The following is a 14,593-nucleotide window of genomic DNA, read 5'->3' on the forward strand; positions in this document are numbered from 1 at the left end:
ATTCGGCGCCAAAAGAAGATTAGCTGATACGCTAATTGGTTTAACAGCCGCATTCGCCGTACACAGGCGTAGTGATGGTGCGGTCTTCTTTCTTGATATATACACTTAGCTCTCCCTGGAACATCATAGTTTCGTCCTGCTCGCTGGTTTTTCTACCGGTCATACTTATCTTATAATCCAAGTCTTCGATAACTTTGTTGAAGTTAGACGGGTCAAAATCTCCCTCCTCCATTGGGATTTTTATCATTTTGCCTTCCAGCTTGATGTACGCGCTGTTACCGTAGTCATCTACATAAACAAACTGCTCATTATCGTAATCCTCCTGACTTTTGGCAAAATAGCAGGAACAGCCTTCCACCTCAACTGGCATAGCAAAGGTTTGCAGCGCAGATGTGGCAACTTCAGGCTGTCTAGACTGCGTGGAAACTGTTGTCGTAGTATCGGCTGACTGGGTGGACGAAAGGTCTTGGAATTCTTTCTTACAGGATTGTATAATTGCAAGGGTAAGTAAACCTAATAGAAAATGTTTGCTGTTCATTTATCTTTTTTATTGAATAGGAGCGGTACGCACAAAGATAATAAATATTGAAGGATGGTATCGGGTTATTGTCGCCATTAGCAGACCTAATGTTTTGGAAAGTAATTAATTTCAATGAGCCGCAATTTTTTTGTCAGTTTCTCAATATACAGTTGTAACTTTATTTTAGAATTCTGTTTTGCATATTAACCTTTAATGACGGATTATATGAAAATAACTGATACCTCAATGACTTATAAGGGCACGGACCGTCTTCTTTACGGAATAATCCTGGGGGTGCTGGCCTTTTGGCTTTTCGCACAAACTACCCTTAATATTAATGTGGAGATGGCGGCCGACTTAGGGATACAACAGAGTGCAATGAATATTGCCGTATCTATAACTTCTCTGTTCTCGGGTATTTTCATTGTTGTTTTCGGTGGTCTTGCGGATCGCATCGGACGGGTGAAAATGGTTCTGATAGGCTTTGTTTTCAGCATTGTGGGAGCGCTTCTGGTGGCCATCACTCCAGCCGGCTCGCTGGCGAATCCAGTTTTACTGACGGGTCGGATTTTTCAGGGGCTTTCAGGTGCCTGTATCATGCCCGCCAGTCTGGCCCTGGTGAAAGCTTATTGGGACGGTCCGGCCCGTCAAAGGGCAATCAGCCTTTGGTCCATTGGCTCCTGGGGTGGCGCAGGCTTTTGCGCGCTTTTTGGAGGGCTGGTTGCTTCCAATTTGGGATGGCGGTATATCTTCTGGGCAACGGTAGTGGTTTCAGTTATTGGTTTCTTTATGGTGAAGGGAACGCCGGAAAGCAAAGGTGAGGTAAAGACAGACTATAAATTTGATCTCGCAGGTGTCTTTACTTTTATGATAGCCATTATTGCTATTCAGCTGCTGCTGCTTAAGGGGAGTGATTTTGGTTGGACCAGCCTTACATCCCTTGGGATTTTAGCTGTATTTCTGATTTTTGGTTATATTTTTTACAGGATTGAAAATTCAAACGTAAATGCTTTTGTCGATTTCAAACTGTTCCGTAACCTTACCTATACGGGTGCCACAATTTCTAACTTTCTGCTCAATGCAACATCTGGCATTCTGATTGTTTCCCTTTCTCTGGTACAGTTAGGTGCGGGACTTACTTCCCAGCAGGCAGGGCTCCTGACCCTGGGTTATGCGCTCACGATAGTTTTATTTATCCGCGTGGGCGAGAAGCTACTGCAGCGTTTTGGGGCGCGAAAACCCATGGTTTGGGGCTCCGCTATTGTTGGTCTGGCCATTTTACTTCTTATGGCTACCAATCTGGATGTTGGAGCTTATAAAATACTTGCCGTTGCAGCCTTTTCACTTTTCGGACTTGGACTTGCCTTTTATGCTACACCGTCCACAGATGCGGCATTATCCAACCTTCCTGATAACCAGTCAGGTGCCGGCTCAGGAATTTACAAAATGGCATCCTCCCTGGGAGCAGCCATTGGAGTAGCCGTCTCTTCGGGCATTTTTACCGCGATGAGCGGTGACGGTGATAATGCAGAATGGCTGAACGGCCTTTTCACCTTTACGGGCCGCCAGGATAACCTTGCCGTAAGACAGGCAGCAATGGTGGCGCTTGCACTAAACCTGCTTATGGTTATTGCTGCAATACTGTCTATTGTCCTTACCGTTCCTAAACAAAAAACCGAATCAAAATGAATACTTTAGAACAACAGCTGTCCGCCAATCTGACTCAGATGAAAGATTGGATGGACACCATGCATATGCAGCCGGAACTTTCTATGGCCGAGGAAAATACCTCCAGATACATTCTGGATGTCCTGAAAACATTTGACGGCTTTGAGATTTCCGAAAATGTAGGTAAATATGGTATCGTGGCGTCACTGAAGGTAGGCGACAGCAGTAAATCCATTGGTCTTCGCGCGGATTTTGACGCGCTGCCTATTGAAGAGCACAATAGTCTGCCCTATAAAAGCCAGGTGCCTGGGCGGGCACATCTTTGCGGACATGACGGTCATACCACAATGTTGCTGGCCGCCGGAAAGTACCTCTCAGAGACCAAAAATTTCAACGGGACCGTACGCCTGATCTTTCAGCCGGGCGAAGAAACAATGGAAGGTGGACCGGCAATGATCGCCGACGGTCTTTTTGAAAAATATCCGGTTGATGCAGTTTTTGGAATGCACAATATGCCGGGTTTGGAAACAGGTACTTTTCATTTTGCCGAAGGTGAATTTATGGCTGCAGTAGACAACTGGGAAATCATACTGGAAGGGAAGGGTGGTCATGGCTCCATGCCGGAAAAAGCCATTGATCCCGTCGTAGCAGGTTCAGCACTGGTAATGGCTCTCCAAACAATTGTTTCCCGGAATGTAAATCCCTGGAATCAGGCTGTAGTGACAATCGGAGCTTTCAATTCCGGAACAGTGGGCAATGTGATCCCGCAAACAGCTTCACTTAAGATATGCATCCGGACTATGACGGCTGAAGACAGAATCCTTGTTCTGGATAAAGTACGCAGCATCACGAAAACGCAGGCTGAGAGTTTTGGCGTTACTGCGCAAATAAAGGAAGGTGTTCCGGGCGCGGTTCTGGTCAACAGCGAGCAGGAAACTGCCTTTGCACGGGATGTCGCACGCAAATACTTCGGTGAAGACAGAGTGGTGTACCCAGCTAAACCTTATATGGGAAGTGAAGATTTCGCTTTTATGCTGCAAAAGCAAAAAGGTAATTATTGCATGGTAGGTAATGGCGACACCCTAATGGTTCACCATCCACAGTACGTTTTTAATCAGGAAATTCTGCCAACAGGAGCTGCTTACTGGGTGCATCTGGTAGAAGAATATTTGAAATAATATTTCATTAATAAATGCACTTTTTAAGTGGCTTGTAATTAACCGCGCTCTCTTTCCAGAAGTACCATCATCAGGAAACTTAGTATAACCAAAGCTTCGTCCTCATCGGCAATGTCAATCAGGCGGTCCAGCTGGAATTTACGCCCGAAAAGTGAGGGCATTTTCTTGAGGCGGAAGTACTCTCTGCCGCCATTGTCCTTTACAGTATAAGAAGGGTTCAGAAAATAACCGGAAAGCATTCCGACAAGTGGAATTTCACCCACAATGCCGTCCATTACTTTTATCCAGCCATTGTCTTCATTGATCTGGTATTTTGTCTGGCCGTTTCCGTCAGCTATATCGTATTGTGATTTCCATAGGGAACGCATTCCTCTGCGGGAAAGGTTTCCGAAGCGTTGACCGGTTTTTTGATCAGTAATAGCATATGATGCATTAAAATCGATCCATTGATTTGCTTTAATCCTGAAAAGTTCTCCGGTCCTGCTTTCATCATTAAAGACAATCACATCTTCCTTCAGTTTGAACATCTTCTGACGGACGTATGCTACATAATTTCCGTTTCTGTCTGTTATATTGAAATCGCTGGATAGGGTGGTGATCTTAAATTTAAAATCAAGAGGGTAATTCAGGTTTTTGAGCATGCGGACTGTTTTGGGTAAAGATATTAAAACAGGCCAGATTTGCACCTTGTGCTTAGAAATTTTATTTTTGTTGAATGGAGTACCCAAGTAAAGTATTGGCAAAGGCCGTAGAGGAGATTTCCGGGCTTCCCGGTATCGGTAAGAAGTCAGCCCTCAGGCTTGCACTTCATCTGCTCAGGCAGCCGGAAAGCCAGGCTATGGTACTTGGTGAGTCCCTGCAAAAGTTGGTTACCGACATTAAGTACTGCCGCGACTGCCATAATTTTTCGGATGCGGAAATATGTGAAATCTGCTCCAATCCTAAGAGAAACGACGAGGTGCTCTGCATTGTGGAAGATGTACGCGATGTAATGGCGATAGAAAACACAGGGAAGTACCGTGGAAGATATCTCGTTCTCGGCGGTAAGATTTCGCCTATGGAAGGGATCGGTCCTAACCAGCTGAACATTCCGGCTATTGAGCGCAAACTGGAGACCGGATCTGTAAAAGAACTTATCTTCGCTTTGAGCGCGACAATGGAGGGAGATACCACCACTTATTATATCTACAAAAAGTTCAAACATCTCAAAGTTAATTTCTCTACCATAGCCCGCGGAATATCTGTCGGCGATGAATTGGAGTATGCGGATGAGATTTCGCTTGGGCGGTCCATACAGAACCGTGTTCCTTATGACGAAAAGGATTAGCGCAACCCCATATTTAAGCAGGATATTCGTACATTAACATGATGATTTCGGTAATTATTCCCATGTACAACTCGGAACAGAGCATCGTAAAATGCCTGGACTCGGTGAAGGCCCAAAGCTGGACGGGGAAATTTGAGATCCTTATTGTAAATGACGGTTCTACGGACCAAAGTGCCGAGGCTGTTCAGGAATACATGGCTCGAAATCCGGGATTGGATATTACACTTATTCATCAGCAAAATCAGGGCGTCTCAAAAGCCAGGAATGTGGCAATGGAAAGATCGAAGGGCGATTTTATTGCCCTTTTGGATGCAGATGATGAGTGGTTGCCGCAGAAAACGGAGAAGCAAATGATGCAGGTGCATGATAAAGGTTTGCAAATTGATTTTATTTCCTGTCTTATAAATAAGGATAAACTCCTCTTTCCCTATTTTTCAAATAATAAATTAGCAAAAGTAACATTCAGAAAATTATTGTTTCGGAATGGCATTGCCAGTCCAACAGTAATTTTTAAAAAAGAAATTATAGCAAATACAGGTTATTTTGATTGTGATCAGATGTTTGCTGAGGACCATAATTATTGGTTAAAAATTTCGCAAAAAAATAAAATGTATATTTTGGCTGAAAATTTAGTGATTGCAGGCAACGGCAAAAGGACTTTCGGAGTTTCTGGCCTCTCGGCGAATTTAAAGGAAATGGAGAAAGGCTTCCATAAAAATCTTCGTGACATGTATTGTTCAGGCAGAATCAGTTTTCCGGAGTTCATCAATTATTCTTTGTTTTACAGGCTGAAATATGGCTTTCGCATGTGCCGTAATGTATTTTATAAATCGAAAGGTAGGTAATCGTTTATTTGAGATCAGATGGAACTTTCAGTAATCATAGTCAACTATAACGTCACCCGTTTGCTGGAGAAGTGCCTGCTGTCGCTGCAGCGGTTCCTTCCGGATGTTTCGCATGAGGTCATCGTCATCGACAATGCTTCGCCTGATTCTTCATGGAAGGAACTTCAGGAAAGGTTTCCGGACGTTCGTTTTATCGCGTCCGATACCAATTTGGGGTTTTCCAGAGCCAATAATTTGGTAGTGCAGCAAGCCCACGGAAATTTCATACTCATTTTGAATCCTGATACCGAGCTGGATGGTGTTTATATGAAGGAAATTCTGACGTTTGCACGTGCGCAGCCTGACTTTGGCTGTCTGGGTGTACGTATGCATGATGCGGGCGGTAATTTCCTGCCTGAGAGTAAACGTGATGTGCCCAATATGGTTAATTCGTTCAGAAAACTTTATGTGCTTTCCGGTAACAAAAATTCCAGGTCATATTACCGGAATGATATTGCAGAGGACGCGATCGCTGAAGTGCAAGTTCTTACCGGTGCGTTTTTGCTGATGAAAAAGGAGGTGTACCTCCAGGTTGGCGGCCTGGATGAAAGATACTTTATGTACGGCGAAGATATTGACCTTTGCTACAGTGTGCTGCGGCAGGGATACCGTAACTGGTATTACGGCAAATATTCAATCCTGCACCACAAGGGACAGAGTACAGTTAAAGACGATAAATATCTGCAACGGTTCTACGGTGCCATGCAGCTCTTTATTGAAAAATATTACCGGAATCAGAAGCCCTTTCAATACCGTATTCTTCAGCTGGGCCTGACCATAAGGTTTATGCTGGAGAAAATAAGGTTAAAAATAAAAGCGGTCTAGATGAATCTGACCGCTTTAAATATTTTAAAAGAAAATTGCTTAGTTGCCCGCCGGAGTCTGAACCGGTGCAGGGGTGTTTTGAGCCGGTGCTGACTGTGCAGGTGCTTCCGTTCTCGCAGGTACAGCTGTAGTATTTACTTTCGGCTTGGCTGTAAGGATTACACTCAGCATAGAGATAACAACAATCGTAATTCCCAGTGACCAGGTCGCTTTTTCCATAAAGTCGTTGGTACGCTGTACTCCGAACTGTGCCGAAGATGCACCGCCAAAGGTAGATGAAAGGCCACCACCTTTCGGATTTTGCGCCATGATGATGATCACCAGAAGTACACAGGCTATCATGATTAATACCATGAACAAAGTAAATATCGTATCCATTGAATTATAACAGTTTTAGAGTTGGCAAATTTAACTTATTTTTAGTGAACTGCAAAATAACTGTGCGATATCTTGAAGTATTTGCTCCTTAAAAGGTATTCCATAAAAAAACGGCAGCAAATGCCACCGTTCCAGTATAAGTAAATATGTTGATTATTTAAAATCAGCAGCGGTTGCCTGGTTTATCTGATAAGAGTTTACCTTGAATTCTACATCCATACCACCAATGTTCTGGGTGAAAGCGTAGGGCATCTTAACGCCTGCTACCTCCTTATAATCTCCCCAGGTAATTGGGATGGTTTGTCCGCTCTGTGTTTTTACCTCGCCGGTCTTAAGTCCAGTTTTGGTACTGTAATAGTAAGTTGCATTCTTGCCTTTTACAACATAAGCATCTTCGCCATTGTTCTTCTCGATACCTGCTACTGCGAAGTCTGATGACTTTGCGAATGTAAGTTCCGGGAAAAGTTCGGTATCCATAGCCATTTCTGCTGCAGTTTCAGCGGGAAGAGGCATTTTCTGCCCCTGAGCTTCCATATAGCCACTCTTTCCGTCAAAAACGATTTTCTGTACGGTATTGCCCATCATCTGTACATCCATAAAGGTCTTGGCACCTTTGCCCTGAATCAGTTTCAGCGCCAGGTCCATACCCTGCACTTTTGCAGTAGCATTGGTGGTAATGAAGTTTACCTTCTGCACGTTAGCCAAACCTCCAATTGCGGCGATATATTTGTCTGCAACAGCAGCAGGCGTAATGCTTGCGTCTACAGCTTTTGCAACCGGTTTTGCAACCGGATTAGCCTGGTTGTCATAGTATTTCACAGGGTAGCCCAGTTTTTCCAGTCCTTCCGAGATATCAGCAGCTTTACCTGCGATGAAAATTCTTGATCTGTTTGGCAAAATTGTAGCTTTTACAGCGTTTGATACATCTGCAGCTGTCACTTTGTCAATAGATTTCAGATAATTGGTATAAAAATCTGCCGGGAGATTCTGAGTTCTGGTACTTACAGCAAATCTTGCGATGGTCTCTGGTCTTTCGAGCGAACGGATAAAATCACCTTTAAGTTTAGCTTTGGCATTGGCAAGTTCCTCAGGAGTCACTTTGGAAATACCGTTCAGTTCGTTCATGAATTCCTTCACTGCCTTATCTGTAACTTCGTTACGTACGCTGGAAGATGCGGAAAACATTGGTGAATATTTGCTTGTAGAAAGCGAAGAATAAGCTCCGTATGTAAATGCGTTTTTCTCACGAAGATTCATGAAAAGTCTTGCTTCACCGCCGCCACCCAAGATGTAGTTTGCGATAGCTCCCGCAAAGTATCTGGAATCATTCATTTTCAGGTCATGAAGGTTGTTCACGCTTATAACCGACTGAACGGCTGTAGGCACATCTACAATGTCAATCTGAGTAGTTGCAACGTTGGATGCAGGCTCAAGGGCTGCATATTTCGTGTTGGATTTTTTCCAGCCACTGAAGTTTTTCTCAACAAGTTTTTTTACATCGTCAAATTTTACATCTCCAACGATTACAAGGTAAGCATTGTCCGGTGCGTAATGCTTCTTGAAGGTGTTTTGAACATCGGCCAGCGTTACGGCTTTTATAGAAGCTTCAGTTTCAAACTCACCCCTGGAAGTATTCTTTCCGTAGATTACAGCATTGGAAACTCTGGACGCAATAGCATCAGCGCTTTTCTCTTCTGTCTTCAGACCTTCAATCATCCTTTCCTTGGATTTCTCTACTTCTTCAGCAGAAAATTTAGGATTGATGATGGCATCAGACATCATCCCCAGAACCTCAGGGAAATATTTGGAGAGTGAATTTGCAAAAGCACCTCCGGAAGAGAAGTTAAGGCTTGCACCAAGATAGTCTACTCTCTTGTTAAAGGCATCCTTACTCATTTTAGCAGTACCCTCACCAATCTGATCGGCCATAATCTGGCTTACACCCACTATATTACCTTCATAATATGGTGGTCTGTCCATGGATATGGTTGCACTTACTCGCGGCAGTTTATTATTTTCAACTACCATTACCGTAAGACCGTTCTTCAATGTGAAAGTCTTGGGTTGGGCAATGTTGATGACCGGGGTTGGTCCTGCCACCGGCATTTTGTTGATGTCAATTTTTTGAGCGCTCACCATTCCTGAAATAAGAAATGCGACAGCGATATATTTAAAGTTGAATTTCATAAGAATTTTAATTTTTTGTTTGATTTACCGTGTAAATTCAGCAATTATTTAGCTTCAGGAACGTAGTTCAGTACTACTCTTTGGTTTGGGCTAAGATATTTCTTAGCAGCATTCATAATGTCCTGACGTGTAATCCCGCGGTAGATATCAATTTCCTTGTTGATGAGGTTGGTATCGCCCATCAGCATATAATTGTGTACCAGCGAGTGCGCAATTCCCTGAATGGAAGAGTTGGAATTTACAAAGTTGTTTTCAAACTGATTCTGAAGTTTCTGGTAATCTTCTTCGGAAATCATGCTTGTCTGCATTTTCTTGATTTCGGCATCGATATCTTTCTGAAGAACTTCTTTTGAAGTTGCACCCATAGGAATCGCGAAGAAACCGAAGATTCCGTAATCTTCCAGTCCCTGGCTGAAAGCCTGAACCTGCAGTGCTTTTTTCTCCTCGTCTACAAGTTTTTTGTAAAGTACAGAAGATTTACCTGCACTCAGATAAGCTGAAACCATATTCAGAATATAAGCATCACGTTCTTTGGCTCCCGGAGTTCTGTAAGCAAAAACATAAGCAGGAAGCTGTATGTTTTTGTCTGTTACCGTTACTTCTTTTTGAGTTGTAATAGGATCCTCCTTCGCGTAGTTTTTAGGATATACAGTTCCTTTTGGGATGCTGCCGTAGTACTCCTGGATCCATTTCTTTGTCTGCTCAGGATTAATATCGCCGGCTACCACAAGCACAGCGTTGTTAGGTACGTAATATTTCTTGTAGAAATTCTGGAATTCTTCCAGTTTTGCAGCATTCAGGTCTTCCATGGATCCGATGGTAGTCCAGCGGTACGGGTGCTTGGAGAAAAGGTTGGTCTGAAGTGCCGTCATGATGTTACCGTAAGGCTGGTTATCCATACGCAAACGCTTCTCTTCTTTTACAACTTCACGCTGGGTGTCTACACCAATCTGGTTGATTACACCGCTTCTAAGTCTTTCAGCTTCCATCCAAAGTCCCAGCTGTTCATTGTTGGACGGGAAAGTTTCATAATAGTAAGTACGGTCGTTGCTGGTGTTGGCATTGTTCGTTCCACCGTTGGAGGATACTACTTTAAACCAGTCTCCACGCTTGATGTTTGCGGTTCCTTCAAAAAGAAGGTGCTCAAAAAAGTGTGCAAAGCCGGATCTTCCCGGATCCTCATCTTTTGCACCTACGTGGTACATAACACCTGTTGTTACTACCGGAGCAGTGTTATCCTGATGCAGGATCACATGCATTCCGTTAGGCAGCTTATACTCTTCGAACTTGATTTGCTGTGCATTAAGCATCATGCTTACAAAAGCAACTGCAGCAGCAGATAGTATTCTTCTTTTCATGAAATTAATTTATTTATATAAAATTAGTAATTATGATTGTTGAATTGTTACACCCCGTGCAAATTTTTGAAGTGTCTAATTAACAATAAATTTACGGTCACGGATCAGCTGCGCAATCTGAAGCATATCCTCGCCGATCAGTCGGTCATCTTCCAGCATCGGTACTTTTGAACGGAGAATGCTGTGGTTTTCTTCCACTATCGGTGAGCAAACCGCGGGACGTCTGAATTCCAGACCCTGAGCCGCAAACATAAGCTCCACAGCAAGTATATTTACAAGATTGTCCAGTACTTGGTTGAATTTACGCCCCGAAATGCTGCCCATGGAAACATGGTCCTCCTGGCCCAGGCTGGTCGGGATACTGTCGGCAGACGCCGGGAAGCAAAGCGTTTTATTTTCTGTAACTAATGCTGCGGTTGTGTATTGCGGAATCATAAAGCCCGAATTCAGGCCCGAACTCTCGGTAAGCAGTCTTGGCAACCCGAATTTACCTTCAAGCAGAAGATAGCTTCGGCGGTCTGATATATTGCCAAGTTCAGCGGCAGCCAGAGTGGCATAATCCAGAGGAAGTGCCAGGAGCTGTCCGTGGAAGTTTCCGCCGGAAATGGTTTCTTCGGCACTTAAAACTATAGGATTATCTGTTACCGAATTCAATTCAGTCTCGGCCAGGTCTTTCAGGTGTTCAAAAGCATTACGGCTTGCGCCATGCACCTGCGGTATACACCGGAAAGAGTAGGGGTCCTGCACCCTGTCGCAGAATTCATGTGATTTCAGGTTGTCTGAGTTTTCAAGCAGTCTGATCATCCTTGCGGCCACTTTCTGGCTGCCGGCAAACGGACGGATCTCGTGCAGCTCCTTGCGGAACGGGCTGGCCGAGCCCCGGTAGGTCTCCAGTGACATCGCGGCCGTAACATCAGCCAGATCCAGCAGATATTCCATTTTCTCCAGTCCTTTTATAGCGTGTGCCAAAATGAATTGGGTACCGTTTATAAGTCCAAGCCCTTCCTTGGGTCCCAGTTTTAGGGGTTGCAAGCCATGTCTGTTCAGAGCATCGGCAGTCGGAACGGGAACTCCGTTTTCCCAAACCTGGCCCAGCCCTAAAAGTGGCAGTACCATATGCGCAAGCGGTGCCAGGTCGCCGGACGCGCCCACAGAACCCTGTTCCGGAACACATGGAATGATGTCTTTTTCAAGCATCAGGATCATCCTTTCAATTACCTCCAGGGTAACTCCCGAAAATCCACGGGAAAGTGCATGAACCTTGGCAATCATCATAATCTTGGAAAGTTCCCTGTCAATCGGTTTGCCCACACCTACCGCATGGGAGATGATCAGGTTGTGCTGAAGCTGTGCGGTTTCTTCTTCGGAAATCTTAACGTCGCAAAGCGGCCCAAAACCTGTATTGATGCCGTAAACGGTACGGTTGGATTCCACGATTTCGCGCACATTGCGCTGGGATTGAAGTATTTGCTGCCGGGATTGGTCGCTAAGTTGAGCTAAAGCCGGATTCTTTGCTATTTCTAAAATATTATGGAAAGTAAATGTATCTATTCCGTAAATCATGTTTAATTAATTTGGTTCTAAAAGTACGGTTTTTTGACGACAAGAGAAGTTCTCTAAAGTTTTCCCTATTTTTGAACCTGTGAATCCACAGCTCGAACTTCAGTTAAAAACCCTCTCTTCAGACCCAGGCGTTTACCGTTATTATGACAAGAACGGCCAGCTGCTTTATGTGGGCAAGGCCAAGAATCTGAAGAACCGCGTACTCAGCTACTTCAATAAAAATCTGTCCGGTTACCGTACACGTATAATGGTAGCAAAGATCTTCCGCCTGGAAACGACGATCGTTCCCAGTGAGTATGATGCACTGCTGCTGGAAAACAATCTTATAAAGGAACATCAGCCGTTTTACAACGTCATGATGAAGGACGATAAAACCTATCCATGGATCTGTATCAAGAACGAAGATTTTCCAAGGATTTTCATGACGCGTACAATGATCAAGGACGGCTCTGAGTATTATGGGCCTTTCGCAAAGGTTAGGCCTGCGCGGGTTCTGCTGGATACGGTGCGAAGCATTTACAAACTCCGAAGCTGCAACCTGAACCTGGCGCCGCCCAAGATTGCTGAAGGTAAATACAGAGTCTGTCTGGAATATCATATCAAAAACTGCAAGGGTCCCTGCGAAATGCTGGAATCCAAGGAGACTTATGATAAGAAGATCGATGCCATCCGGGGTATTATAAAGGGAGATTTCCGCCAGGCACGTAATTATCTTGTGGATGAAATGCAGGCCTACGCCGAAAATCTGGAGTTCGAAAATGCCCAGATGGTGAAGGAAAGGCTGGACCTCCTGGAGAGCTATCAGTCTAAACACACGGTGGTAAACCCCAATATCAATGATGTGGATGTTTTCGGAATGACCAGTGACGAAACTGCTGCTTATGTTAATTACTTCAAGATCCAGAACGGAAGCATTATCCAGAGTTACACCATTGAAATTAAGAAAGTAATTGAAGAATCGGATGAGGATATCCTGGAGCAGGCATTGGTGGAAATCCGTCAGAAGTTCAACTCAGACAGTGTGGAGATCCTGCTGCCGTTCCATCTTAATTTTGAGATCCCGGGCGTAAAGTTGATTGTTCCCAAGGTGGGTGACAAAAAACGTATTGTGGAGCTTTCCGAGAAAAATGCAAAGGAATACCGAATCGAAAAACTGAAGCAGGTACAGATTGTAGATCCCGAAAGGCATACGAACCGCATTATGGCCGAGATGCAGAAGCTCCTGCGAATGCCGGAAGAACCCCGCCATATCGAAGGGTTTGACAATTCAAATATTCAGGGAACCAATCCGGTATCGTCATGTGTGGTGTTTAAGAACGGCAAGCCCAGCAAAGCGGATTACCGCATATTCCACGTAAAGACTGTGGAGGGGCCCAATGATTTTGCAAGTATGGAGGAGGTGATCTATCGCCGTTACCGCCGTTTGCTGGAGGAAAACGAGCCATTGCCGCAACTTATATTAATTGACGGTGGCAAAGGCCAGCTTTCATCTGCGGTAAAAAGCCTCAAGCTGTTGGGACTTTATGGTCAGATTACCGTTATTGGAATCGCAAAACGTCTGGAGGAAATTTTCTTTCCGGAGGATTCCATTCCGCTGTATCTGGATAAGAAATCGGAAACTCTCAAGATTCTGCAGCGTGTTCGGGACGAAGCTCACCGTTTCGGGCTGAAACATCACCGTACCAGGCGTAAGAATTCCACAATAAAGAGCGAACTGGAAGAAATTCCCGGAATTGGCGATAAGGCCATTGAATTACTTTTCTCGAAACTGAAATCGGTAAAGCGCATTAAGGAAGCTCCTCTGGAAACGCTTGAAGAGATACTCGGAAAGTCCAAGGGTGGCTTTGTATGGAGGTATTTCAATCCTGACGGAAATAATTTAAGTTGACGAAAGAAATAATCCTGAAGCCAATATTTTTTTCATTTTCGCAAAATTTGCCACTCTTTTTTATGGATTTTTTGAAGAAAGTTTTGAAAATAATATTTGTAATAAAATAAATCGTATATTTGCACCACAATTAGAACGGGTCATAGCCTTTGCTTCTTCTGTTGCAGTTTAGAATTACCATTTTTTTCTCTCAGTTTTCGCACCAACAGCCGCCGTTTTTTAGCCATATTTCCATTGATTGATTTTGTTCAGTCTCCGTAATCAGTTAAAAAAATCCGTTTTAATTTATATTTGAAAACGCGATCCGTAAGACAGTGTAACGGAAAAAGGACAATTTTAAAACAATAATATACGATTATCATTTATGGCAGATTCTTTCTCAAAAAAAGAAAATTTCAAGAAAAAACTTCAGAAAGCAAAAGAAAAAGCGCAGAAGCGTGAAGAGCGTAAAACCAACAACAACAAAGGAAAAGGTTTAGACGATATGTTGCTGTATGTGGATGCCAATGGGCAGCTTACAGAAACAAGACCGGAAGACCAGGAAAAAATAGAGATTAATGCAGAGGATATCCAGTTAGGGGCCGCTCCGATTGAAGCTGAAGAGCTTGTAAAGACCGGAATCGTAACCTTCCTTAGTGATAAAGGATACGGCTTCATTACAGAAAACAGTACCAAGGACAACATCTTCTTTCACGAGAATAACTGTGCGCACCAGGTAAAGAAAGGAAATAAAGTTTCCTTCGAAAAAGAAAGATCTCCAAAAGGTTTTTCGGCAGTAAACATTCAGATCATAAAATAGAATACAATAATTTTTTAA

At 43.8% G+C, this 14,593-nt stretch carries 13 protein-coding genes; 7 read left to right on the forward strand and 6 right to left on the reverse strand.

Features of this window, described 5'->3' with window-relative positions:
- Positions 1–40: 40 nt before the first annotated feature.
- Positions 41–538 (reverse strand): hypothetical protein, encoded by a 498-nt coding sequence (locus H1R16_RS09795; RefSeq protein WP_181886718.1) that lies wholly within the window; start codon positions 536–538, stop codon positions 41–43.
- Positions 539–745: 207 nt separating this feature from the next.
- Here H1R16_RS09795 and H1R16_RS09800 point away from each other — a divergent pair, with 207 nt between their 5' ends.
- Both H1R16_RS09800 and H1R16_RS09805 read left to right on the forward strand, forming a co-directional pair.
- On the forward strand, positions 746–2,209 hold the full coding sequence (locus tag H1R16_RS09800; protein ID WP_228451056.1) for an MFS transporter: 1,464 nt from the start codon (positions 746–748) through the stop codon (positions 2,207–2,209).
- Positions 2,206–3,366: a M20 aminoacylase family protein gene (locus tag H1R16_RS09805; protein ID WP_181886716.1), complete on the forward strand. Its 1,161-nt coding sequence runs from the start codon at positions 2,206–2,208 to the stop codon at positions 3,364–3,366. Before H1R16_RS09800 ends, H1R16_RS09805 begins: the two co-directional genes overlap by 4 nt.
- 38 nt (positions 3,367–3,404) lie before the next feature.
- Here H1R16_RS09805 and H1R16_RS09810 read toward each other — a convergent pair whose 3' ends face one another.
- Positions 3,405–4,007: an LURP-one-related/scramblase family protein gene (locus H1R16_RS09810; protein WP_181886715.1), complete on the reverse strand. Its 603-nt coding sequence runs from the start codon at positions 4,005–4,007 to the stop codon at positions 3,405–3,407.
- A gap of 74 nt (positions 4,008–4,081) precedes the next feature.
- Here H1R16_RS09810 and recR point away from each other — a divergent pair, with 74 nt between their 5' ends.
- Genes recR through H1R16_RS09825 form a run of 3 tightly spaced genes read left to right on the forward strand, consistent with a single transcriptional unit; the run spans position 4,082 to position 6,402 of the window.
- Positions 4,082–4,693 carry a recombination mediator RecR gene (recR, locus tag H1R16_RS09815; protein WP_181886714.1) on the forward strand — a complete coding sequence of 204 codons (612 nt, stop codon included), beginning with the start codon at positions 4,082–4,084 and terminating at the stop codon, positions 4,691–4,693.
- Positions 4,694–4,731: 38 nt separating this feature from the next.
- Complete coding sequence (locus H1R16_RS09820; RefSeq protein ID WP_181886713.1) at positions 4,732–5,538, forward strand: glycosyltransferase family 2 protein; 807 nt, start codon at positions 4,732–4,734, stop codon at positions 5,536–5,538.
- A gap of 18 nt (positions 5,539–5,556) precedes the next feature.
- Positions 5,557–6,402 (forward strand): glycosyltransferase family 2 protein, encoded by an 846-nt coding sequence (locus tag H1R16_RS09825; RefSeq protein WP_181886712.1) that lies wholly within the window; start codon positions 5,557–5,559, stop codon positions 6,400–6,402.
- Between the two features lie 39 nt (positions 6,403–6,441).
- Here H1R16_RS09825 and secG read toward each other — a convergent pair whose 3' ends face one another.
- From secG to hutH, 4 genes are all read right to left on the reverse strand, one after another.
- Complete coding sequence (gene secG / locus H1R16_RS09830; RefSeq protein WP_181886711.1) at positions 6,442–6,780, reverse strand: preprotein translocase subunit SecG; 339 nt, start codon at positions 6,778–6,780, stop codon at positions 6,442–6,444.
- 153 nt (positions 6,781–6,933) lie between these two features.
- A complete protein-coding gene (locus tag H1R16_RS09835) occupies positions 6,934–8,967 on the reverse strand; it encodes a M16 family metallopeptidase (RefSeq protein ID WP_181886710.1) in 2,034 nt (677 codons plus the stop codon).
- A gap of 44 nt (positions 8,968–9,011) precedes the next feature.
- Complete coding sequence (locus tag H1R16_RS09840; RefSeq protein WP_181886709.1) at positions 9,012–10,325, reverse strand: M16 family metallopeptidase; 1,314 nt, start codon at positions 10,323–10,325, stop codon at positions 9,012–9,014.
- Positions 10,326–10,400: 75 nt separating this feature from the next.
- Positions 10,401–11,888 carry a histidine ammonia-lyase gene (gene hutH / locus H1R16_RS09845; RefSeq protein ID WP_181886708.1) on the reverse strand — a complete coding sequence of 496 codons (1,488 nt, stop codon included), beginning with the start codon at positions 11,886–11,888 and terminating at the stop codon, positions 10,401–10,403.
- A 79-nt stretch (positions 11,889–11,967) separates the two neighbouring features.
- Here hutH and uvrC point away from each other — a divergent pair, with 79 nt between their 5' ends.
- Entirely contained in the window at positions 11,968–13,776 is a 1,809-nt protein-coding gene (gene uvrC, locus H1R16_RS09850) for an excinuclease ABC subunit UvrC (protein WP_181886707.1), read from the forward strand.
- A 364-nt stretch (positions 13,777–14,140) separates the two neighbouring features.
- A complete protein-coding gene (locus tag H1R16_RS09855) occupies positions 14,141–14,575 on the forward strand; it encodes a cold shock domain-containing protein (RefSeq protein ID WP_181886706.1) in 435 nt (144 codons plus the stop codon).
- The last annotated feature ends 18 nt before the right edge of the window (positions 14,576–14,593 follow it).

It is taken from the genome of Marnyiella aurantia (genome assembly GCF_014041915.1).
GTDB classification, from domain to species: domain Bacteria; phylum Bacteroidota; class Bacteroidia; order Flavobacteriales; family Weeksellaceae; genus Marnyiella; species Marnyiella aurantia.

Coding starts and splice junctions, on each gene's coding strand:
- H1R16_RS09795 (WP_181886718.1), bottom strand. CDS start 538: ATGAACAGCAAACATTTTCTATTAGGTTTACTTACCCTTGCAATTATA.
- H1R16_RS09800 (WP_228451056.1), top strand. CDS start 746: ATGAAAATAACTGATACCTCAATGACTTATAAGGGCACGGACCGTCTT.
- H1R16_RS09805 (WP_181886716.1), top strand. CDS start 2,206: ATGAATACTTTAGAACAACAGCTGTCCGCCAATCTGACTCAGATGAAA.
- H1R16_RS09810 (WP_181886715.1), bottom strand. CDS start 4,007: ATGCTCAAAAACCTGAATTACCCTCTTGATTTTAAATTTAAGATCACC.
- recR (WP_181886714.1), top strand. CDS start 4,082: ATGGAGTACCCAAGTAAAGTATTGGCAAAGGCCGTAGAGGAGATTTCC.
- H1R16_RS09820 (WP_181886713.1), top strand. CDS start 4,732: ATGATGATTTCGGTAATTATTCCCATGTACAACTCGGAACAGAGCATC.
- H1R16_RS09825 (WP_181886712.1), top strand. CDS start 5,557: ATGGAACTTTCAGTAATCATAGTCAACTATAACGTCACCCGTTTGCTG.
- secG (WP_181886711.1), bottom strand. CDS start 6,780: ATGGATACGATATTTACTTTGTTCATGGTATTAATCATGATAGCCTGT.
- H1R16_RS09835 (WP_181886710.1), bottom strand. CDS start 8,967: ATGAAATTCAACTTTAAATATATCGCTGTCGCATTTCTTATTTCAGGA.
- H1R16_RS09840 (WP_181886709.1), bottom strand. CDS start 10,325: ATGAAAAGAAGAATACTATCTGCTGCTGCAGTTGCTTTTGTAAGCATG.
- hutH (WP_181886708.1), bottom strand. CDS start 11,888: ATGATTTACGGAATAGATACATTTACTTTCCATAATATTTTAGAAATA.
- H1R16_RS09855 (WP_181886706.1), top strand. CDS start 14,141: ATGGCAGATTCTTTCTCAAAAAAAGAAAATTTCAAGAAAAAACTTCAG.